This is a genomic window from Neobacillus sp. SAB-20_R2A (assembly GCF_049568635.1).
GTDB lineage: Bacteria > Bacillota > Bacilli > Bacillales > Cytobacillaceae > Neobacillus > Neobacillus citreus.
This window is the reverse complement of the sequence record NZ_CP145895.1, coordinates 1,812,578-1,835,700: the sequence shown is the minus strand read 5'-3', so window position 1 is coordinate 1,835,700 and position 23,123 is coordinate 1,812,578. Positions and strand designations below refer to the sequence as shown.

Here is a 23,123-nt window from a genome sequence, read left to right as displayed (position 1 = left end):
CGTTACACCTTCCTTTTTAAAGCGGCTATATAAAAGCCGTCTGACCCAAAATCTTGTGGGAATATTTGTAAATCAAATCCGGTAATGAGCGGTTGAATCGCTTCTGGCATCCTGTTTTTGAGTGATAAATCTCCCTCAAACTCCGGATTGTTATCTAAAAATGTCTTTACTGTATATTCATTTTCCTCTTTATCTACTGTACAGGTACTATATACAAGGGTGCCGCCTTTTTTCAGTAAAGGTGCAACCGATGTTAATAGACTTTGTTGAATACTGCTTAAACGCTCTAAATCCTTTTCGGTCTTGGTATACTTCATATCAGGCTTTCTTCTCATCACCCCAAGCCCTGAGCATGGTGCATCAAGCAGAATGTGATGAAATGATTCCTGCTTGAACTTTTCCTGCAGCAATCTTGAATCAGAGACATTTGTCTTTATATTTGATAACCCTAATCGGCGGGCATTTTCATTGATTAATCTTACTTTGTGCTGGTGAAGGTCAACGGAAATCACTTCGCCAGTATTTTGCATCTTTTCAGCAATATGCGTGCTTTTACCTCCAGGGGCTGCACAAGCATCAAGGACAAATTCATTTTTTTCAGCGCCTAATGCATAGGCTACAAGCATCGAACTTTCATCTTGGATTGTGAACATTCCATATTTAAAGGCAATGCTATTAGCCAGATTTCCCCTTAACGATCTAATCGCCTCTGGAATAATCGGGCTTTTTTCAATTTCAAACCCCTCTTCTTCCAGCACCTGGGCACATTCATCTCGAGACATCTTGGTGAGATTGACTCTGGCAATTTGCATCGGTGCCGTCAGATTGATCTCACACATTTCTTTTGTTTTATCATAGCCAAATTGGCTGACCCAGCGGCCCACAAGCCATAATGGGTGACTCGTTTCCAGTGATAATCTTTCAATTGGGTCAGAAACGTCATTTAAAGATGGAAGTCCTTCTCTTTGAATGCTTCTAAGTACGCCATTCACCAAACCTGCAATTCCTTTATGCCCGCGTTTTTTGGCAATTTCTACTGCTTCATATATAGCAGCACGATCAGGAATTCGGTCAAGATAAACCATTTGATAAACAGTAAGTCTAAGTAAATGAATAATCCAATCCGCCAATTTTTTATGGTCTTTTATAAAAGGCTTGAGAAAGAAATCTAAGGCCATTCTTCTTTGTAACGTTCCATAGGTTAATTCCGTTAATAAGCCGATATCTTTTTGAGAGATTTGATTATTATTGATTGCATGATTAAGCAGCAGATTGCTGTAGGATTGATTTTTTTCTATTGTAACAAGAAGGTCCATTGCCGCTTCCCGTACATTCGTTCTCGCTTTGGTTGTCATTTTATTCTCCTAATTTACTGCCTGTTGCAATTTTCGAACCCGCTCCCCGTAAAAATTGCTCACTGGCCATTTTTGTTTTTCCGGATGGCTGCAGTTCGATGATTTTAATCGCCGTATCATCTCCGGTGCTGACCGTTAAGCCGTCCGGCTCAATGTTGATGATTGTCCCGGGTACGTTTTGCTTGGCATTTTTAATTTTCTCCGCTTGCCAAATTTTTAGCACCTGGCCATCTAACATCGTAAAAGCAACAGGCCATGGATTTAAGCCGCGAATTTGATTATATATTTCAGCGCCTGTTTTGGCCCAATTGATTTTTTCCTGATCTCGCTTAATATTGGGAGCAAAGGTCGCCTCGCTGTCATTCTGAGGCACTGGGTTTACTTTGCCCTCGAGAAGCCTAGGCAACGTTTCAGAAAGTAGTTTGGCACCTGCCGCACTAAGTTTTTCGTGAAGTGTACCAACGTTATCATCTTCGGCAATTGAAACTTCCACTTTTGATAGCATATCACCGGCATCTAATTTCTCGACCATATACATGATGGTAACGCCTGTTTTCTTTTTTCCCTGCATAATAGCATAGTGGATTGGCGCTCCGCCGCGTAATTCCGGAAGCAAGGAAGCATGGACATTGATACAGCCAAATTTCGGGGCATCCAGCAGCTCCTTTGGTAAAATTTGACCAAAGGCTGCCGTTACAATTAAGTCCGGCTTCAAAGCGAGGATTTTACTGAGTTCTTCTGAATGACGAATTTTTTCGGGCTGCAAGACTGGGATCCCCTGCTTTACCGCTTCTACCTTAACGGGAGGCGGCGTTAAAACCTTTTTTCTACCGACAGGCCTGTCTGGCTGGGTTACCACGCCAATTACCTCGTAACCATCTTCAATGATTTGTCGCAAAATAGGCACTGAAAAATCAGGTGTACCCATAAAAACAATTTTCGTCATTCAGCCTCTTCTCCTTTTAACTCATCTTCCTCAAGATATCGCAATACCTTTGAAGTAAACAATATCCCGTCTAAATGGTCGATTTCATGCTGAATAGCCCGTGCCAGGAACCCTTCAGCCTCCACTATATATTTTCTGCCTTTTCGGTCCAAGGCCTCAATTTTCACGAAATTTGGTCTTGATACTTCCCCAAACAAATTGGGAAAGCTTAAACAGCCCTCGGGTCCTGTTTGTTCTCCGGCTGTTTCGAGAATACGCGGATTTATCATTTCGATTGTTCCTGATTCATCATCAATGTCGACGATCGCCACGCGGGCGTCTACACCAATTTGCGGAGCGGCAAGTCCTACCCCATCAAATTCAATCATGGTGTCATACATATCTTCTAGCATTTTTGCCAGTTTTTTATCAAACCTTACTACCTCTTGGCATTTTGTTTCCAGTATCTCCGCAGGGTAGTTTACAATTTTACGTATCGCCAAAACGGTTCCTCCAATAAGCTTATTAACTTGTTTATTCTCTAGCTGCAGCGCCTAGGCGCTGCAGCTTTTATAATCATTTTCACCCAGATTACATCAGGATAAACGGATTTACGTCAACGGACACAAGAAGTCCGTTTTTCGCTTCATTTTGATGCTGATCAATGATTGTTTTCAATGTTTTTGTCAGGTTCGGTTCCCGCTTGTATTTTATCAGACATTGATAGCGATATCTATTATTAATCCTTGCGATTGGCGAGACTGAGGGGCCAAGAACAACCGCCTGATTAGAAACCTGTGATCTCAAGAAACGGGCAATTTTCTCTGTCGCGGACATGACTGTCATCAACTGCTCATGACTGACCGTAATAAGAGCAAGAAAATAAAAAGGCGGATAATGGTGCATTTTCCGGACAAACATTTCCCGCTGATAAAAAAGGTCATAGTTCTGTGTTCCGGCCAGCTCGATGCTGTAGTGTTCCGGAGTATAGGTTTGAATAATTACCTCTCCGGGGAGCTGATGACGCCCAGCCCGGCCGCTTACCTGTGTTAATAATTGAAAGGTTTTTTCTGATGACCGGAAGTCAGGCAAATGAAGCATCGTATCAGCTGAAAGCACACCTACAAGAGTAATATTAGGGAAGTCCAGCCCTTTTGCAATCATTTGTGTTCCCAATAAAATATCCGCTTTGCCGTCCTGAAACTCCTTCAGCAATCTTTCATGTGAACCTTTACGGCCTGTTGTGTCCACATCCATCCGAATGACCCTGGCCTCGGGCAAAATTTTTCCAAGTTCGTCCTCAACCTTTTGCGTCCCTGTTCCAAAGTAGCGGATATATTCGCTTGAACACTCAGGGCATATCTTCGGAACCGGGCTTTCAAAACCGCAATAGTGACATTTCATTTGAACTCCGGCTCGATGGTAGGTAAGCGAGATGTCACAGTTAGGACAACTGACAACATAGCCGCAATCCCTGCACATGACAAACGAAGAATGTCCGCGTTTATTTAAAAATAAAACGGACTGCTGGTTTTTTTCGAGCCTGTCCTTAAGCATTTCAAAAAGTTTCGTGGAAAACATGGAACGGTTCCCGGCGCGTAGCTCTTCACGCATATCAATAATTTCCACGGACGGCAATGCTTGATTATTCATTCGTGTCGGCAAGGACAAAAGATGGTAAACCTTCTTTTGCGCTCTCGCAAACGATTCTAAAGACGGAGTGGCACTGCCTAACACAACCGGACAAGAATAGGTTTTCGCTCTTTCAATCGCCACATCTTTAGCATGATAGCGCGGCATTTCCTCCTGTTTATAACTTGTCTCATGCTCTTCATCGATAATGATAATGCCGATATTTTCAAACGGGGCAAAGATAGCGGATCTTGCACCAACCGCTACCTTAACTTGTTTCCGCTGGATTTTCCGCCATTCATCGTACTTTTCACCGGCCGATAAACCGCTGTGGAGCACCGCAACCTGGTCACCGAATCTTCCTTTAAACCGATTGACCATCTGCGGTGTAAGAGCAATCTCGGGAACAAGGACAATTGCTTCCTTGCCTTTTGCAATGACCTCCTGAATGGATTGCAGGTAAATTTCTGTTTTACCGCTGCCAGTAACCCCATAAAGCAGAAATACCTCATGTTGATTACCTTCAATCGAATCAAGAATCGGTTTAATGGCGGTGGTTTGGGCCTCTGTTAAGGGCAGCGGGCTGGTTCGTTCAAAGGTGCGGTTTTCATATGGGTCCCGGTAGACTTCTTTTTCCGCTTCCCAAAGCAATTTCTTTTCAACTAGGGCTTTGACTGTGGTCGAGGAGGCTTTAATTTTCTCGGTTAATTGACGCAATTCAATTTCGCTGTCGTGTTCTATAAAATACGCCAGCACTTGCTTCTGCTTTTCTGCATTTCCAGGCAATCTCTCCAGCTCTAGCTTCAAGTCCTGAACACCAAGATTGGGACCAATCACATGGACAAGTTTTCTCCTAACCTTTTCCTTGACTTCATATAAGACCTCAAGAAGCCCTTCGGCCGAAGCCCGCTGCAGATAGGGAACAAGGCCATTTTTTAATGCTATCTCCCAACTGAACGTGTTGCTGTTAGCAAAGTATGGCTGGAGCGGCATTGGCAAATCTACGGCGGCCGCTCCAGGAGCAAGTTTAACCTTTTTTTCGTACTTAGCTTTTAAAGCCGCGGGAAGCATGACCTGAAAGGCAAAAATCTTAAAGCATAGGGTATGGTCTGTCAGCCAAGTTCCAAGCTTTAATAATTCCTGATTCAAAACCGGCTCAAGGTCCATCGGTTCAATAATTTCTCTTAACTGTTTGAATTCGGACTCACGCTTCACCTCAATAACAAACCCTTGAATATGACGCGGGCCAAACGGAACGACGACTCTCATTCCCGGTTGAATCGTCTCCTCCCATTGGGATGGAATTAGATAATCAAATGGTTTATCTGTTTGTTTCGCCGGCACGTCTACAATGACACTGGCAATTTTCATTTTTTCTCCAAATCCTTTAGAAGCACGGCAATTTCTTCAATAATTTTCCCAGCGACGTCCACTTTAGACATTAAAGGCAATTCAACAATTGAGCCGTCACGTTTGTATAGGGTGACGATGTTTGTATCTGTGCCAAATCCTGCTCCCTCGGCCTTCACATTGTTTGCGACAATCATATCGGCATTTTTTGTTAACAATTTTTTTCGGGCATATTCATCGACATTATTTGTTTCCGCCGCAAAACCAATCAGCACCTGATTTTTCTTTCTTTGGCCAAGTTCAAACAATATATCCTTTGTCCGTTCAAGCTCTAACGATGTGCCGCCAGGCTGTTTTTTCACCTTTTCATCATAAGCAATTTTGGGACGGTAATCAGCAACAGCCGCTGTTTTTATCACAATATCCGACTTATCAAAAACTTCTATACAGGCGTTATACATATCTTCCGCGCTCTCCACCTTGACTAGGTCAACACCAGAGGGAGCGGGTATTTGTACCGGACCGGAAATCAATACCACACGGGCCCCTTGCTTCCTGGCTTCTTCTGCGATGGAATAACCCATTTTTCCACTTGAATGATTGGATATAAAACGGACAGGGTCAATTTTTTCCCTTGTCGGTCCAGCCGTAATTACGACTGTTTTCCCTTTAAGTGGTTTATTTTCCTTTTTGGCAAAAAAACCTTGAATTAATTCAACAATTTTCTCAGGTTCTTCTAAGCGTCCTTTGCCAACATAGCCGCAGGCAAGATAGCCTTCGCTTGGTTCGATGAACCGATATCCGTAGTCCGCTAAAATGTCAAGATTCTTTTTAACCGCTGGGTGGTCATACATATGAACGTTCATGGCTGGTGCAATCCAGACAGGTGCCGTTGTTGCGAGCAGCGTAGTCGTGACCATATTATCAGCAATCCCGCCCGCCAGTTTGGCAATCGTATTAGCTGTGGCTGGTGCCACGAGGATCAAATCGGCCCAGTCGGCTAAGTCGATATGGGCAATGACCTGCGGATTTTTTTCATCAAATGTATCTGTATAAACTTCATGGCGTGAAAGTGCTTGGAAGGTTAATGGGGTTACGAATTGGCTGGCTGATTCGGTAATTATAACCTTAACTTGGGCACCGGCTTGAACGAGTTTGCTTGTCAAGGCCGCTGCTTTGTAAACAGCAATTCCACCTGTTACGCATAATAATATTTTTTTATTGGTTAACATACTTTTCCCCCGCTTTACGTAAACACTTTTTCCTCTATTATGATTTAATTTTACTTATTTTTCACCTTTTACTATTTGAATTCGACAAAATTCTATTATAAAAAATAAAAAGGCTGACTGTTATGTCAAGCCTTCATTAAATGGTTTTCTACAATTATTCAGCAGAGTTATCTGCTTTTTTGGAAATGCGGTAGGTTAGCTCGCCACTGTAAATTTCTTCAAGTGCTTTTCCAACATATTTGTAGGAAACGTATTTTGGCAGTCTTTCGTCTTTTGCCTGCGACATGGCACGGGCACGCTTTGCTGCCACGGATACCAACGAATATTTTGAGTCAATTTTTTCCAGCAATGAATCGATAGAAGGGTATAACATCCTAATCAACCTCCAGCAATTTTTTATAACGTTTTTCTACTCGTTCCCTGCGGCAATGCTCCGCAACTACAATCGCTTTAATGCGTTCGCAGGCGAGTTCCACTTGGTCATTCTCAACAACATAATCATATAATTCCATCATTTCAATTTCTTCACGGGCTGTCAGCATCCGATTATGAATAATATCTTCTGTTTCCGTTCCTCTTGTCACAATTCGGTTTTTTAATTCCGATAGACTTGGCGGCATCAGAAAAATAAATAAACCTTCAGGGAATTTTTCACGAACTTGGCGGGCACCCTTGACCTCTATCTCAAGGAAAACATCCTTGCCTTCATCTAGGGTTTGCCGGACGTAATCCACTGGCGTGCCATAATAGTTACCAACAAATTCAGCATACTCAAGCAGCTTGCCGTGCCTGATCATTTCCTCAAACTCTTCGCGGGTTCGGAAAAAATAATCCACTCCATCCACTTCTCCAGCACGAGGCTTTCGGGTTGTAACTGAAATAGAATATTCAAAAGCCGTATCAGGCTGTGAAAAAATCTCTTTTCGTACAGTTCCTTTACCAACCCCTGATGGACCGGAAAGTACAATTAACAATCCTTTTTCTGGCATATTACTAAAATCCTACCCTTCTTCAATAGTATCCTCACGGTCCGTTAAGCGGTGCGCTACTGTCTCAGGCTGAACGGCGGAAAGAATAACATGATCACTATCCATTACAATAACAGCACGAGTCCGTCTTCCATATGTAGCATCGATTAATGACCCGCGGTCCCGGGCATCTTGGATAATTCTTTTTATAGGAGCTGATTCGGGACTTACGATAGAAATAATTCGATTTGCCGATACAATATTACCAAAACCAATATTAATTAATTTAATTGCCATGAAAATCATCCAATCATTAATAATATATTTTGACCGTGTCAATGCATTTCTAAACAAATCCTATTCGATATTTTGAACCTGCTCCTTCAGTTTCTCAAGCAAGCTTTTCATCTCAACTGCCTTCTTGGCAATTTTTGCATCATTTGCTTTTGACCCGATGGTATTGACCTCTCGATTCATCTCCTGAACGATAAAATCAAGTTTTCTCCCAATCGGTTCAGCTTCATTTAATGTTTGCACAAACTGCTCCAGATGGCTTGTCAATCTGGTAATCTCTTCATTTATATCGGCTTTTTCGGCAAAAACAGCCACTTCTGTCAAAAGCCTTGTCTCGTCCACCTGACCGCCGGTAAACTCCTGCATTCTCTTTAAGACTCGGTCCTTGTATAGCTGAACCACTTCAGGCGCATAATTTTGCAGCTCCTTTACATGGGTTTCCAACTGGGCAATAATGGCGAGCAAGTCTTTCTTTAAAACCGCACCTTCCGCGAGCCTCATTTGTTTCAACAGGATGACTGCTTCCTCAGTAGCGGATAGCACTAAATTTTCAAGTTCTTCATTACCGGCTTCATTTTCTTCAATATGTAATAGGTCTGCACGAAGGAGCAAATCCTGAAGGGTTACTTTTCCTTCAAATCCATATCTGCTCTTTGCCTGTTCGATAAACTGATAATATTCATCAATCAATTTCCAATCAACTTGAAGTTTTCGAGTAATTAGACCTGCACCTTCAATGTTGATATATACCTCCGACCGGCCACGGCGGATATACTGATTCAGCTTCTTCTTAATTTTATCTTCTATTTTTAATAGCTGTCTTGGCATTCGAATATTTATTTCAGTAAAGCGATGATTAACCGATTTCACTTCGGCATTCACGATAAAGAAATCCGATTCTGCCCGGCCTCTTCCAAAGCCTGTCATACTTACAACCATCTAGGCGCACATCCATTCTTTGAATTTATGCTATAAGCCAAAAAATCCAAAAGGTAATAGAATGGATTCTATTACCTTTTGGATTATAACACACTTTATTTCGTTTTTCTTAATAAAAATGAGCCTGCTAGTAAAAAAGTTGGGATGGAGGATAATCCGATAATCAACAGCCAATCCTTTGCAGCGATTGGAAGGGTGTGGAAGATCGGCTGCAACGGCGGATAGTAGATTACTACTAACACCATTAGCAATGATGATATAACTGCCCATACAAGGTATTGGTTACCAAAAGGGTTTCTTGACAGGACAGATTTCTCACTGCGGCAATCGAAGACATGGATCAGCTGAGCCATAACAAGGGTGGCAAAAGCAACTGTCTGAGCATATTGCAGCTGTGATGGGTCATTATGATAGACAATCATGAAGGCAAAAAGCGTCACCAGTCCGATTAAAAAGCCGCGGGAGACTACCTTCCAGCCAAGTCCACGTGAGAATACTCCTTCATTAGGACTTCTCGGCCCACGTTTCATAACGTTTTCCTCCGGGCGATCAAGTCCAAGTGCCATCGCCGGCAGTCCATCTGTCACCAGGTTCACCCAAAGAATCTGGATTGGCACGAGCGGCAAAGGAAGACCAAGAAGCATGGCAAACAACATCACCAAAATTTCACCGACGTTTGAAGCTAACAAGTAACGGACGAACTTGCGGATATTTTCATAAATATTTCTGCCCTCTTTGATGGCTGCTTTAATGGTTGCAAAATTATCGTCTAGTAAAACGAGTGCCGATGCCTCTTTAGCTACATCCGTTCCGGTGATACCCATGGCTACCCCAATGTCTGCGGCTTTGATGGCAGGAGCATCATTGACGCCATCCCCTGTCATCGCTACAATATGACCTCTGTTCTGAAGGGCTTTAACAATTTTCAGTTTATGTTCTGGTGATACCCTGGCAAAAACCGAAACATCTTCCACCACATTTTCTAAATCCTCAACCGACATTTCAGATAATTGCTTACCGTCAAGCACCTTGCTTTTACTCGTTAAGATCCCAAGCTGAGCTGCAATTGCTTTAGCAGTGATGGCATGGTCGCCGGTAATCATGACAGTTTTTATGCCTGCCTCTTTACACTCTTTAACGGCTAATTTCACTTCAGGTCTTGGCGGGTCAATCATCCCTTGGACACCAATAAAGGTCAATTTGCTTTCAGCTTCTTTTTCGCTGAAAATGTACGTATTCGCAGGAATTGGCTTAAAGGCAATCGCAATCGTCCTTAATGCCTGTGATGCCAGATTGTCAATTGCGGATTGAACCTTTTGGTTTGTTTCCTTATTTAAATATTGGGTTCTCCCATCCCAAAGAATCGATTCACTGATTCCCAAAATAACATCCGGGGCCCCTTTTGTGATGATAAAATGTCTGCCCTGTTTGTCTTTTACATGGATGCTCATCATTTTTCTTGAGGAATCGAAAGGAAATTCATTCATAATGGTAAATTCCTCAAGTAGCTTCGGACGACTAAAACCTGCCTTCATGGCACTTACCAAAAGCGCGCCTTCCGTTGGATCACCGTCAAGAATATAGTCCTCACCTTTAAGGTTTATCTCAGAATGGTTGCATAGCATCCCAAAAATCAGCATTTGCTGCAAGGCTTTTTCATCCTTAGGGTGAACCTTCTTTTCATTCCGGAAAAAATCACCCTTTGGCTGATAGCCGCCACCGTCAACTGTCCATGTTTGGCCGCCGCTCCAGAGATGGGTTACCGTCATTTTGTTTTGTGTCATGGTTCCCGTTTTATCGGAACAAATGACTGATGCACAGCCGAGGGTTTCAACTGCTGGCAGTTTACGGACAATCGCCTTTTGCTTGATCATTTTTTGGACACCCAAGGATAAAGCTACCGTCACGATTGCCGGCAGACCCTCAGGTATTGCCGCTACTGCTAAGGAAACGCCTGCCAAAAACATTGTATAAATATCATGTCCCTGAATCACACCAACCACTACTACTAGAAAGGTCAGAAGAAGTGCCACTGTAATTAGAATTTTCCCTAACTGTTCGAGCCTCCGCTGCAGCGGTGTTTCTTGGGATTCTGCTGTTTGCAAAAGTCCGGCAATCTGACCCATCGCTGTTTTCATACCGGTAGCAATGGCTACACCCACACCGTTGCCTCTTGTTACCATCGTTCCCATAAAGGCTGTATTTTCCATATCGCCAATGCCCGGATTTTCATTCGTCAGCTTTTCCGTAATTTTCGAAACGGGCACCGATTCACCAGTCAGCGCTGATTCCTCGATTTCCAAACTTTTCGATTCAATCAGACGAACATCCGCACCAATCCGGTCTCCGCTTGTAAATTTTAAAATATCGCCCACGACGATTTCCTTTGACGGAATCTTAATCCATACTCCATCTCTTAGCACTGAGACCTGCGGAGCAGATAACTCCTTTAATGCCTGAAGTGACTTTTCCGCTCTCCGTTCTTGGAAGAAGCCAAGAAATCCATTGATAATGACAATGGCAATGATCGCGATTGCATCGATATATTCACCAAGCAGCCCCGATATTAACGTTGCTGCAAGGAGCACCAATACCATGAAATCTTTAAATTGGCTAAAAAATAAGAGTAAAGCCGATTGCTTCTCCCCTTCTTCTAGCTCATTTAAACCATATTGCTTTACCCTTTTTTTCACTTCCTCTGCTGATAATCCAGATGAAAAGTCGGTTTCTAGAGCCTTTTCAACTTGTTTTATCTCCATCTCATGGAACTTCATCCGACCATCTCACTTCCCCCTTAGCTCTAATTCTAATGACAAGCCTGTGAATCTCTGCATTAAAAAATAGTTGCAGCCAATGCATTTGCACTCTCAAGCAAGAAACTCTATAGACAGCTTATTCAGGGTCGTCCAAAAAAATGCTATGATAAAAGACAGATTCTCAATTGAAAGGTTATACTTATATAGAAAACTATTGTTAATAGAAAAGGATGTTCACCATGTCATTTGATGGTTTATTTACAAACGCGATTAGTCATGAACTTTCCCGTGCCCTAAAAGGCGGGCGGATTAATAAAGTTCATCAGCCTTATAAAAATGAAATTATTTTAACGATTCGTGCTGGAGGGGTTAATCACAGACTGCTTTTATCTGCCCATCCGAGCTATGCCAGGGCACAGCTTACCACCGAAACCCACGAAAACCCTAGTGAGCCGCCAATGTTTTGTATGCTGCTAAGGAAGCATATTGAGGGTCATATTTTAGAGGATTTATATCAAGTTGAAACCGACCGAATGATTATTTTTGAAATCAAAGGCCGGAATGAAATTGGCGATATCAGTTATAAGCAGTTAATTATTGAAATTATGGGCAGGCACAGTAATATCATCTTAGTTGATAAAACCCGGAATATTATTTTGGATAGTATCAAACATGTGTCGTTTGCTGTTAACAGTCATAGGGCCATCCTGCCTGGGCAGCCGTATGTGTTCCCGCCGGAGCAAAACAAGCAAAATCCGTTTCTAGCTAATGAAGAGGATGTTTTAAGGGGAATCGATTTTAATACTGGTCGGCTGGACCGCCAGCTCGTCGAGCATTTCGCCGGCATCTCGCCGCTGTTTGCGAAGGAGGTCATTTTTCAAAGTGGACTTGCCAATCGAACAACAGTTCCCGAGACATTTTTAAGCCTGATTAAACAAATTCAGTCAGGGACGATCTCACCTTCGATCATCACTACTCCCGAAAAGGAAGCCTTTTATCTGTTCCCGCTTGACCACCTAAAAGGTGAAGTGAAGAGTTTTTCCAGCCTTAGCGAATTGTTGGAGCGTTATTATTTTGGCAAGGCGGAAAGGGACAGGGTCAAACAGCAAGGGAATGATATTGAGAAGCTTATTACGAATGAAAAAGAAAAAAATGAAAAGAAAATAGATAAACTGGAAGCAACCCTAAAGGAAGCGGAAAAAGCCGATGAGTATCAGCGTTACGGGGAATTGTTAACAGCCAATCTTTATGCCGCCAAAAAGGGAATGAAAGAAATCGAGGTTCTTGATTATTATGATGAAAATGGCGGAACGGTCGTCATCCCACTTGACCCTCGGAAATCTCCTTCTGATAACGCGCAAAAATATTTCTCCAAGTATCAGAAAGCGAAAAACGCGGTTTCGATTGTCATCGAACAGATTGAAAAGGCGCGCGTTGAAGCAGCTTATTTTGACAGCCTTCTGCAGCAGGTCCAGTCTGCTTCCCCAAGAGATTTGCAGGAGATTCGCGATGAGCTTGTGGAGGGCGGATATATTCGCGACCGTAAGAAACGGAACGGCAAAAAAGTGCAAAACGCCAAGCCGGTTCTTGATTTCTATCAGTCCTCAGATGGAACTGAAATTATCGTTGGAAAAAATAATAAACAAAATGACTATCTGACTAATAAGCTGGCGGCAAGGGATGAAATTTGGCTGCATACAAAGGACATTCCCGGTTCGCATGTCGTTATTCGCAGTAAGGAACCATCTGAAGGGACCATTCACGAAGCCGCAATGCTGGCAGCCTATTTTAGCAAGGCGAAAAATTCCAGTTCAGTTCCGGTTGATTTTACAAAGGTGCGACACGTCAAAAAGCCTAGCGGTGCTAAGCCCGGATTTGTCATTTATGACCATCAGCAGACGGTTTACGTGACGCCGGATGAGGAAATGGTACTGAAATTAAAGAAATAGAGCTATTAATGTGTAAAGCCCCGGGGCGGCCCGGGGCTTTTTTATGATTGATTAACGAAATAGCTTGTTGATAATGGTTATCGACACTTTTCCGTGATATATCGACACAAATTTAAATTATATCGACAAATTTTCAGGTTATATCTACAAATCACAGCAATATATCGACAATTCTTCAAATTCTATATATATTACTCGAACCGCTTGCTCCACTCGCCAGGATTCTTACTCCATGCAAGCAGACTTTCTTGATCATCCTGGCTGATATAACCTTTTTCAATGGCCGTCTCAACTAGTGAAGGAAAATCAGTCAAGGAGTAACTTGTAATTCCTTCCGCTGCAAATGCTTCTTTACCTTTTTCAAGACCGTATGTAAAAATGGATACGACCCCAAGTACTTCACAGCCTGCTTCTCTAAGAGCCTCTACAGCTGTGATGACACTTCCGCCGGTGGAGATTAAATCTTCAACCACAACCACTTTTTGTCCCTGCTCGACTTTTCCTTCAATCTGATTCCCTTTGCCATGGCCCTTTGCTTTAGAGCGGACATAGCACATCGGCAAATCCATCAGCTCGCTGACCCAGGCAGCGTGAGGAATACCGGCAGTTGCTGTTCCCGCCACCACTTCAGTACCAGGAAAATTCTCGGCGATTAGTTTTTGCAGCCCATTGGCAATAGCCCTGCGGACGGCCGGATAGGATAAGGTAAGCCGATTGTCACAATAAATGGGGGAACGAAGCCCTGAAGTCCAAGTAAATGGATTTTGCGGGCTTAATCCCACCGCGTTAATGTCTAGTAATTTTTCAGCAATAGTGTGTTTCATTGATGTACTCCCTTCCATGCTTCCATCCAGTGTTCATAGCTTTTAAGAGGATCAGCCGACCTTGTGATCGAACGCCCGACAACAATTGCACTGACCCCTGCTTGTCTCGCAAATTCTGGTGTTGCTACCCGTTTTTGATCCCCAACAGAATCCGAAGAAAGCCGGATTCCCGGACATACGGACAAAAAGTCAGCGCCAATCTTTTCACGGATGGACGCTGCTTCCCATGCTGAACAAACGACTCCGTCTAGTCCTGCTTTCTTTGTCAGGGAAGCATAGTGCAGTACCGATTCCTCAAGCGAAACCCCAATCAACTGCTCTCTCCTCATTTGCTCTTCCGATGTACTTGTCAGCTGGGTAACGGCAATGCAATACGGCCTTTTCTTTCCGGAAGCAGAACCAGCCTCCAGTCCCTCTAACGCTGCTGCCATCATTTCTTTTCCGCCTGCAGCATGAACATTGACAAGGTCACAGTTCATGCGGGCAAGCCCCTTCATCGCACTGTAAACAGTATTTGGTATATCATGAAGCTTCAAATCTAGGAAAATGCGGTGACCTGATTCCTTTAAACGGTGAATGATCGAAGGCCCTTCTTGGTAAAAAAGCTCCATTCCCACTTTAACAAAAAGCTCTTTGCCGGCAAATGGTTGTAAAAATTGATCTACTTCAGCCGCATTAGCAAAATCAAGCGCGATGATAAGCGAGTTGTTCATCCTATTTCCAGCTCCTTCCCGTACATTCACTAATATGTTCAAATCCTAGTTGATTTAGAAGCACCGGCAGCTGTTCGATAATCTCGGGGCAGACAAACGGGTTCACAAAATTTGCTGTACCTACAGCGACGGCACTTGCTCCTGCATAGAAAAATTCAATGACATCCTCTGCAGATTCGATGCCGCCCATTCCGATAATCGGTATATTTACCGCTTGGCTTACTTCATATACCATTCGAATTGCAACAGGTTTTACAGCAGGGCCAGAAAGGCCGCCAGTTCGGTTCGCCAAAATTGGCTTTCCTGTTTTTAAATTCAGCCGCATCCCTACAAGCGTGTTAATCATTGTAATGCCATCAGCACCGCCATCTTCCACTGCCTTAGCCATCTCGACAATATTGGTGACGTTTGGAGACAGCTTTACATAAACCGGAACTTCGGAAACTTCCTTTACTCTACGTGTTAATTGCTTAGCCACTTCAGGGATGGTTCCAAAGGCAATTCCACCCGTTTTAACGTTAGGACAGGATATATTTAATTCCAGTGCATGGACGTTTGGCGCTTTTGAGATTTCCTGTGCAACCTTTACATAATCCTCTTCAAGCGACCCAGCCACATTGGCAATAATCGGTACATCATATTGGGACAGCCATAGCAGCTCTTCGGAAACAACCTTTTCTAATCCAGGGTTTTGCAGCCCGATTGCATTTAGCATCCCTGCTGAAGTTTCGGCGACCCTTGGAGTCGGGTTTCCAAACCGGGGCTCTGCCGTTGTTGCTTTGATCATGATTGCACCAAGATTGCTTAAATCGTAAAATTGGCTGTACTCGCGGCCAAACCCGAAGCAGCCTGAGGCCGGCATGATTGGATTTTTCAAGCTAAGTCCTGGCAATTCAACATGTAATCGGCTCATATTATCACCTCTCCGGCACGGAATACAGGTCCGTCACTGCATACTTTTTTATAGGAAGCTCCCGTCGGGTCATCCACCTTTTTGCATACACAGGCAAAGCAAGCCCCAACGCCGCAGCCCATCCGTTCCTCTAACGATAAGAACATTTTTTTATGAGAGTACTGCTGTTCAAGTGCTCTTAACATCGGGGTCGGCCCACAAGAATATACACAATCAAACTGTAAATCCTTTATGACATCCGTTACAAACCCTTTAACACCATAAGAACCATCCGCAGTAGCCACATATGTTTCGCCCAGTTCCGAAAATTCCTGTTCGTAGAAAACGGCGGATTCAGCTTGGAAGCCCAGGACATTGATTACTTTTACGCCTTTTGCTGTCAACTGTTTCGCAAGCTCATAGAGTGGAGGGACACCAATTCCTCCACCCACGAGCAAAGCAGTCTCACCAATATTGGCTTCATTAATAGGGAAGCCATTGCCAAGAGGTCCGAGGATATCGAGTTCCATCCCCGGCACCATAGAGGCCAATAGCAAAGTTCCTTTTCCATCTTTTCTATAGATCATCGTAAACTGCTCTTCCGTTACATCATACGAGGAAATACTGATTGGTCTTCGCAAAAGCGGATCCAATCCATTTCCTACTCGAATATGAACAAATTGTCCAGGCTCGGTGATGTCATGAACCATCTCAGCCTTTACGGTAAGCTCATAAATGTTTTCAGCAATTAACTTTTGGCTGATGATTTTACAAATTTCCTTCCGTATCATGCAAAAACAGCCTCCCTGCTTGGTACACTCATCGCTTCAGCGGAAAAGTTCATGGACTCCACCACTTTTAAGATAGCATCAGCAGTATCTAATGAGGTCAAGCATGGAACTCCATTTTCAACAGCATCACGGCGGATTCTAAAACCGTCACGCTCAGGCTGCTTCCCTTTTGTTAATGTATTAACGATTAACTGCGCTTCACCATTTTGGATAATATCCAATAATGTCCTGCCTTCTGCACCAATTTTGCCGACTACCTCAACCGGAAGACCGGCAGATTTTATTATAGCTGCTGTTCCGCTTGTGGCCACCAGACGATAGCCAATGCTGGCAAACCGTTTCGCAAGCTTAAGTGCTTCTTGTTTATCCTTATCAGCGACTGTAAACAAGACCGTCCCAAACGGCTGAATATTCATTCCTGATGCAACTAATCCCTTGTAAAGAGCCTTCTCAAGGGTGATATCCTTGCCCATAACTTCGCCAGTTGATTTCATTTCTGGGCCAAGCGTGATATCAACATCTTTTAATTTGGCAAAAGAGAATACCGGAACTTTCACATATACACCTGATTGTTCTGGCACCAGTCCGGACTGATAGCCCTGATCAACGATTGAGACCCCAAGAATAGCTTTTGTTGCAATCTTGGCCATCGGAACATGGGTGATTTTACTTAAGAACGGCACCGTCCGGCTCGAACGTGGATTCACTTCCAGCACGTAAACCTGACCGCCCGATAACACATATTGAATGTTTAGGAGACCAACAATGTTCAAGCCCCTTGCTAATCTTTCTGTATATTCAACAAGTGTCTTCTTAACATCCTCAGATAATGTTTGCGGCGGATATACAGCGATAGAGTCACCGGAGTGCACCCCTGCCCGCTCAATATGCTCCATAATACCTGGAATCAAGACATTTTGACCATCGCAAATGGCATCTACTTCAATTTCTTTACCGGTTAGATAACGGTCAATTAAGACTGGATGATCTGGATTGATTTTAACGGCATTCTCCATATAATGGAGCAGTTCTTCCTTGCGATATACAATTTCCATCGCCCTGCCCCCAAGCACATAGGAAGGACGGACAAGGACCGGATAGCCGATTTCCTCAGCAATTATGACTGCTTCCGCGACTGAAAGAGCGGTCTTTCCAAGCGGCTGCGGAATGTTCAACAATTCAAGCGCCTGCTCAAATTTATCCCTGTTCTCCGCACGGTCTAAGTCCTCTAAGCTTGTTCCTAAAATGTTAACACCATTTTCCTCAAGCTTCGCAGCAAGGTTAATCGCTGTCTGCCCGCCAAATTGAACGACTACTCCCATCGGATGTTCCAAGTCAATGATGCTCATTACATCTTCAATTGTCAGCGGTTCAAAGTACAGCTTGTCAGAGATACTGAAATCCGTCGAGACTGTTTCCGGATTGTTGTTAATGATAATTGCCTCATAGCCTGCTTCCTTAATGGCTTTTACAGAATGGACAGTCGCATAGTCAAACTCAATCCCCTGGCCAATCCGAATTGGGCCTGATCCGAGCACGATGACACTTTTTCTATCTGACACAAGAGATTCGTTTTCTTCTTCGTAAGTTCCATAGAAATAAGGAGTTTCTGACTCAAACTCCGCAGCGCATGTATCTACCATTTTATAAACCGGGATGAGACCTAAGTCATTCCGAAGCTTGTAAATTTCACCTTCTGTTTTATCCCAAAGCTCAGCAATTTTCTTATCGGTAAAGCCTTTTTGCTTTGCTTCTTTAAGAAGTTCGATATCAAGCTGGTTGTCAGCCAATTTTGCCTCAAGCTTGATAATGCCCTCCATTTTCTTCAAGAAAAATAAGTCAATTTTGCTCCACTCATGAATCGTATCAATCGTAATGCCGCGTTTTAACGCTTCAGCAATGTAAAAGAGGCGCTCATCACCGGCTTTTCTGATTCGTTTTTCAATTAGGTCGTTATCAATTTCAGCGGCACCGTTAAGTTGGAAATGATAGACACCCGCTTCGAGGGAACGAATTGCTTTTAACAAAGATTCTTCAAATGTACGGCCAATTGCCATAACCTCACCAGTTGCCTTCATTTGTGTTCCAAGCGAACGGTTTCCGGACTCAAACTTATCAAATGGCCATCTAGGGATTTTCGTTACAACATAATCAAGGGCCGGCTCGAAGCTAGCATACGTTTTTCCGGTAACAGGGTTCAGCATTTCATCAAGTGTCAATCCAACTGCGATTTTTGCTGCAAGCTTGGCAATCGGATATCCTGTTGCCTTCGATGCTAAGGCCGAAGAACGGCTTACCCTTGGATTTACTTCAATGACGTAATAGTTAAAGCTGTATGGATCTAGGGCAAGCTGAACATTACAGCCTCCTTCAATACCCAGCGCACGGATAATTTTTAAAGACACATTTCTTAATAATTGGTATTCTCTATCACTTAAAGTCTGACTTGGCGCAACAACAATGGAATCACCCGTATGAACACCAACCGGATCGATGTTTTCCATATTGCAGACGACGATGGCATTATCGTTGGCATCGCGCATCACTTCATATTCAATTTCTTTGTAACCAGCGATGCTTTTTTCCAATAAACATTGGTGAACAGGGCTGTTCTTAAGACCACTTGTTACGATTTCCTCAAGTTCGGAGTCATTATGGCAAATGCCGCCGCCAGTTCCACCCAGCGTAAAGGCCGGACGGACAATCACCGGAAAACCTACCCTTTCCACAAAAACTTTGGCTTCGTTAAGTCCATGGATAATTTCGCTGTCAGGTACCGGTTGATTCAGTTCATTCATAAGAGCACGGAACAATTCACGGTCTTCTGCTTGATTAATGGCAGTAAGCTTCGTTCCCAGAATCTCAACGCCACACTCTTCAAGAACGCCTGAATTTGCTAGTTCAACAGTCAAATTCAACCCAGTCTGACCGCCTAATGTTCCTAAAACGGCGTCTGGACGCTCCTTACGGATAATTCTCGAGACAAAATCCAGTGTCAAAGGCTCAATATAAACGGCATCGGCAATTTCTGCGTCTGTCATAATGGTAGCAGGATTGGAGTTGACGAGGATCACCCGGTATCCTTCCTCCTTAAGGGCTAGACAAGCTTGAGTACCTGCGTAATCAAATTCTGCCGCTTGACCGATGACGATTGGCCCTGAGCCAATCACTAGAATGGAGTTGATATCTGTACGTTTAGGCATTTGCTGCTACCTCCTGTTTTTCAGCTTCAATCTTCGCAAGAAACTGTTCAAATAATCCGTTTGCATCTTCTGGACCAGGTGATGCCTCTGGGTGATATTGTACTGTAAAGGCTGGATACTCTAAATGCTTAAGGCCCTCAACAGTTCCATCATTTAAAGCAATGTGGGTCACTTCTAGTTTGGTATTTTTAACTGATTTTTCATCTACTGTATAACCATGATTTTGAGAGGTAATTGACACCTTTCCTGTCGATAGTTCCTTTACCGGATGATTCGCCCCACGGTGACCGAACTTCATTTTAACGGTATCAGCTCCGCATGCTAGGGCAAACAATTGATGGCCAAGACAAATTCCGAAAAGAGGCACTTTTCCCAAGATGTCCTTTATCATTTGGATTCCTTCTGGAACATCCTTTGGATCCCCAGGTCCGTTGGAGAGCATGACTCCATCAGGACGCAGCTTCAAAATCTCATCAGCTGTTGTATGGTATGGAACGACGACGACATCACAGCCGCGTTCATTTAATTCCCGTAAAATTCCATGCTTCATACCAAAATCGACAAGTACAATTCTTTTGCCGCGTCCCGGGCTTGGATAAGGATTCTTTGTGGAAACCCTTCTTACTTGGTCAATTGGCAGGCGTGTCTTCCTTAACTCTCTTAACACCTCTGAAGCATCGTTTTCAATGCTGCAAATCGCACCCTTTAACGTTCCGTGCTGGCGGATAATTCTTGCCAGTTTTCGAGTGTCAATCCCGGCAATTCCAGGGATTTTTTTCATTTTAAAATATTCATCAACAGTAAACTCACTTCTCCAGTTAGACGGAAAGTCGCTGACTTCTTTAACAATAAAGCCTTTTACGGCAGGAGTAATCGATTCAAAATCATCGCGGTTAATTCCGTAGTTTCCGATTAACGGGTATGTGAGCATAACGATTTGTCCGCAATAGGATGGGTCGGATAGAATCTCCTGATAGCCTGTCATTCCTGTATTAAAAACAACTTCACCAATTGTATCTACATGGCTTCCAAAGCCATCACCGATAAAAACAGTTCCATCTTCTAATATTAGCTGAGCCTTCATGCTGTAACACGTCCTTTTTCCCAAACTATTTGGCCTGAAGCAATTGTCAATACCGGCCACCCTTTGCACTTCCATCCGGCAAATGGGGTGTTTTTCCCTTTTGATAAAAACTCATCAGGATTGATTTCTTTTTCTTCGTTTAAGTCTAATAACACGATATCCGCTGCCGCACCCTCTTCAATTCTTCCAAAAGGAAGTTCAAAGCAATCGGCAGGTTTTGTCGTCATATAAGCAATTAGCTGGTCAAGTGTGATGATGTTTTTCAAGACGAAATGGGTATAAAGAAGTGGAAAGGCAGTTTCCAGACCAACAATCCCAAATGGCGCTAGCTGCATTCCTTCAGCTTTTTCTTCGGCAGTATGTGGTGCATGGTCAGTAGCGATAAAATCAATCGTACCATCCAGCAGCCCTTCGATTAACGCCTTTTTATCGTCTTCACCCCGAAGCGGAGGGTTCATCTTAAAGTTAGCATCCAGTCCCGGAATATCATTTTCTGATAATAGAAGATGGTGCGGAGTTACTTCCGCGGTAACTTTAATGCCAGCCCGCTTAGCGTCTCGTACGGTCCTCACCGATTCCTTTGTGCTGATATGGCAGACATGATAATGGCAGCCAGAAGCTTCAGCAAGCAGGACATCCCTGGAAATTTGAACAGATTCACAAATAGAAGGGATCCCGTTTAACCCGTGCTGCTTGGAGAAGGTACCTTCATGGACACAGCCTTTATGAATCAATGTATTTTCCTCACAATGGGCTACAATTGCCATATTTACTTCTTTTGCTTTTTGCATTGCCTGAAGCATCATATCTGCCGATTGGACACCAACACCGTCATCGGTAAAGGCAAATGCTCCAGCCTCTTTCAGTGCCGCAAAATCAGTTAATTCCTGACCAAGCTGTCTTGTTGTAATGGAGGCATAGGGCAAAACGCGTACGCTTGCTGTTTCCTTAATCCTGTCCATCACCCAATCCATCTGCTCCTTGGTGTCTGGTACCGGCCTCGTATTTGGCATGGCCGCTACTGTCGTAAAACCGCCGCGGGCTGCTGCCATCGTACCAGTTGCGATGGTTTCCTTTTTCTCACCGCCAGGTTCCCTGAGATGGACGTGAAGATCAACAAACCCTGGTGATACAAGCAATCCTTGTGCATCTACAGTTCTTTCAGCCGATTCCGTTAAAGTAGGTGCCAGTTTGCTAATAATCCCATTTTCTATTAAAATATCAGATTGTTTCATTTCTCCATTAGATGCTATATATTTTGCGTTCTGAATAAGCAGCTTCATATTGATTTCCTCCTCCTAAGCTTTCAAGTGACCGCTTCAGGGCGGCCATTCTTACATATACTCCGTTTTGCATTTGTTTAAAAATTCTTGACCGTTCACATTCAACAAGGCTGTCTGCGATTTCAACGTTTCGGTTTACCGGGGCCGGATGCATGATAATGCTGTGCGGCTGCATTTGCTTTTGCCGCTCTAGGGTTAGGCCATATTTTTTATGGTACTCAGAGGCAGTAAAGCTTCCCTTTTTCTGATGGCGTTCATGCTGCACACGAAGAAGCATGACAACATCGGCTTCTCTGATAGCCTCATCAATTGGTTTAAAACGCGAAGTACTTAAACTATGATAGTCAAACCATTCTTCCGGCCCTGAAAAAATGACCTCCGCCCCCAGCCTGGTCAATGCATCCGCATTGGAACGCGCTACCCGGCTATGACTGATGTCCCCGATTATCGCAATCTTCAAGCCTGAAAAACTGCCAAACTCCTGTTTTATCGTTAACAAATCAAGAAGGGATTGTGTCGGGTGGTGTCCGCAGCCATCGCCTCCATTTAAAATGGGAATATTAATATTTTCAACCAATTCATCAAAATAGCGATCCTGGCTGTGGCGGATGACTACAGTATCAACACCGATTGATTCCAGCGTTTTTACAGTATCATATAATGTCTCACCTTTTTGTACGCTTGAGGTTTGGACTTCAAAAGGAATGACGCTTAATCCTAACCTTCTTTGAGCCATCTCAAAGCTGCTTTTCGTTCGGGTACTAGCTTCAAAAAAGAGGTTTGCTGTATACATTTGTCTTTCCGGTTTCCAAAACAGTCCTCGTGAAAACCTTTCAGCATCCTCAAGGATTTGATAAATCTCCTCAACCTTTAATTCGTTTGTTGTTAATAGGTGCTGTAACATCCTTTTCCCCACCTTCTCTTTTTGCTATA

General features: G+C 43.5%; 18 protein-coding genes and 1 pseudogene. 1 reads left to right on the top strand and 18 read right to left on the bottom strand.

Annotated features, from left to right (window positions below; genetic code table 11):
- Nucleotides 1–2 precede the first annotated feature (2 nt).
- From rsmB to V5M37_RS09125, 10 genes are all read right to left on the bottom strand, one after another.
- Nucleotides 3–1,355: a 16S rRNA (cytosine(967)-C(5))-methyltransferase RsmB gene (rsmB, locus tag V5M37_RS09170; RefSeq protein WP_423801666.1), complete on the bottom strand. Its 1,353-nt coding sequence runs from the start codon at nucleotides 1,353–1,355 to the stop codon at nucleotides 3–5.
- A gap of 1 nt (nucleotide 1,356) precedes the next feature.
- The gene (gene fmt / locus V5M37_RS09165) at nucleotides 1,357–2,301 is read right to left on the bottom strand and encodes a methionyl-tRNA formyltransferase (protein ID WP_423801665.1); all 945 of its coding nucleotides are present in this window, start codon (nucleotides 2,299–2,301) and stop codon (nucleotides 1,357–1,359) included.
- Nucleotides 2,298–2,783 (bottom strand): peptide deformylase, encoded by a 486-nt coding sequence (gene def / locus V5M37_RS09160; RefSeq protein WP_423801664.1) that lies wholly within the window; start codon nucleotides 2,781–2,783, stop codon nucleotides 2,298–2,300. The genes fmt and def overlap by 4 nt, the downstream gene beginning before the upstream one ends.
- A gap of 88 nt (nucleotides 2,784–2,871) precedes the next feature.
- A complete protein-coding gene (priA, locus tag V5M37_RS09155) occupies nucleotides 2,872–5,283 on the bottom strand; it encodes a primosomal protein N' (protein WP_423801663.1) in 2,412 nt (803 codons plus the stop codon).
- Nucleotides 5,280–6,494 (bottom strand): bifunctional phosphopantothenoylcysteine decarboxylase/phosphopantothenate--cysteine ligase CoaBC, encoded by a 1,215-nt coding sequence (gene coaBC / locus V5M37_RS09150; protein ID WP_423801662.1) that lies wholly within the window; start codon nucleotides 6,492–6,494, stop codon nucleotides 5,280–5,282. The genes priA and coaBC overlap by 4 nt, the downstream gene beginning before the upstream one ends.
- A gap of 154 nt (nucleotides 6,495–6,648) precedes the next feature.
- Nucleotides 6,649–6,867 carry a DNA-directed RNA polymerase subunit omega gene (rpoZ, locus tag V5M37_RS09145; protein WP_423801661.1) on the bottom strand — a complete coding sequence of 73 codons (219 nt, stop codon included), beginning with the start codon at nucleotides 6,865–6,867 and terminating at the stop codon, nucleotides 6,649–6,651.
- A gap of 1 nt (nucleotide 6,868) precedes the next feature.
- Entirely contained in the window at nucleotides 6,869–7,483 is a 615-nt protein-coding gene (gene gmk / locus V5M37_RS09140; protein WP_213140809.1) for a guanylate kinase, read from the bottom strand.
- A gap of 12 nt (nucleotides 7,484–7,495) precedes the next feature.
- Nucleotides 7,496–7,759, bottom strand: a complete 264-nt coding sequence (remA, locus tag V5M37_RS09135; RefSeq protein WP_213116381.1) for an extracellular matrix/biofilm regulator RemA — start codon at nucleotides 7,757–7,759, stop codon at nucleotides 7,496–7,498.
- A 60-nt stretch (nucleotides 7,760–7,819) separates the two neighbouring features.
- Nucleotides 7,820–8,695, bottom strand: coding sequence for a YicC/YloC family endoribonuclease (locus V5M37_RS09130; RefSeq protein WP_423801660.1), 876 nt, complete (start codon nucleotides 8,693–8,695; stop codon nucleotides 7,820–7,822).
- Between the two features lie 95 nt (nucleotides 8,696–8,790).
- Nucleotides 8,791–11,469: a calcium-translocating P-type ATPase, SERCA-type gene (locus V5M37_RS09125; RefSeq protein WP_423801659.1), complete on the bottom strand. Its 2,679-nt coding sequence runs from the start codon at nucleotides 11,467–11,469 to the stop codon at nucleotides 8,791–8,793.
- Nucleotides 11,470–11,690: 221 nt separating this feature from the next.
- Between V5M37_RS09125 and V5M37_RS09120 the strand changes: the two genes are divergently transcribed.
- Nucleotides 11,691–13,400, top strand: coding sequence for an Rqc2 family fibronectin-binding protein (locus tag V5M37_RS09120; RefSeq protein WP_423801658.1), 1,710 nt, complete (start codon nucleotides 11,691–11,693; stop codon nucleotides 13,398–13,400).
- Between the two features lie 191 nt (nucleotides 13,401–13,591).
- On the opposite strand, the gene pyrE is transcribed toward V5M37_RS09120, so the two are convergent.
- The 8 genes and pseudogenes from pyrE to V5M37_RS09080 form a co-directional block, all read right to left on the bottom strand.
- The gene (gene pyrE, locus V5M37_RS09115) at nucleotides 13,592–14,224 is read right to left on the bottom strand and encodes an orotate phosphoribosyltransferase (protein WP_423801657.1); all 633 of its coding nucleotides are present in this window, start codon (nucleotides 14,222–14,224) and stop codon (nucleotides 13,592–13,594) included.
- Entirely contained in the window at nucleotides 14,221–14,937 is a 717-nt protein-coding gene (gene pyrF, locus V5M37_RS09110; RefSeq protein ID WP_423801656.1) for an orotidine-5'-phosphate decarboxylase, read from the bottom strand. Before pyrF ends, pyrE begins: the two co-directional genes overlap by 4 nt.
- Before the next feature lies 1 nt (nucleotide 14,938).
- Nucleotides 14,939–15,850 (bottom strand): dihydroorotate dehydrogenase, encoded by a 912-nt coding sequence (locus V5M37_RS09105; protein ID WP_423801655.1) that lies wholly within the window; start codon nucleotides 15,848–15,850, stop codon nucleotides 14,939–14,941.
- Nucleotides 15,847–16,620, bottom strand: a complete 774-nt coding sequence (locus tag V5M37_RS09100) for a dihydroorotate dehydrogenase electron transfer subunit (RefSeq protein WP_423801654.1) — start codon at nucleotides 16,618–16,620, stop codon at nucleotides 15,847–15,849. The genes V5M37_RS09105 and V5M37_RS09100 overlap by 4 nt, the downstream gene beginning before the upstream one ends.
- Entirely contained in the window at nucleotides 16,617–19,823 is a 3,207-nt protein-coding gene (carB, locus tag V5M37_RS09095; protein WP_423801653.1) for a carbamoyl-phosphate synthase large subunit, read from the bottom strand. The genes V5M37_RS09100 and carB overlap by 4 nt, the downstream gene beginning before the upstream one ends.
- Nucleotides 19,790–20,907 (bottom strand): annotated as a pseudogene (locus V5M37_RS09090) (carbamoyl phosphate synthase small subunit). The gene carB and the pseudogene V5M37_RS09090 overlap by 34 nt, the downstream one beginning before the upstream one ends.
- Nucleotides 20,904–22,190 (bottom strand): dihydroorotase, encoded by a 1,287-nt coding sequence (locus tag V5M37_RS09085; RefSeq protein ID WP_423801652.1) that lies wholly within the window; start codon nucleotides 22,188–22,190, stop codon nucleotides 20,904–20,906. Before V5M37_RS09085 ends, V5M37_RS09090 begins: the two are co-directional and overlap by 4 nt.
- A complete protein-coding gene (locus V5M37_RS09080; protein WP_423801651.1) occupies nucleotides 22,150–23,094 on the bottom strand; it encodes an aspartate carbamoyltransferase catalytic subunit in 945 nt (314 codons plus the stop codon). Before V5M37_RS09080 ends, V5M37_RS09085 begins: the two co-directional genes overlap by 41 nt.
- Nucleotides 23,095–23,123 lie beyond the last annotated feature (29 nt).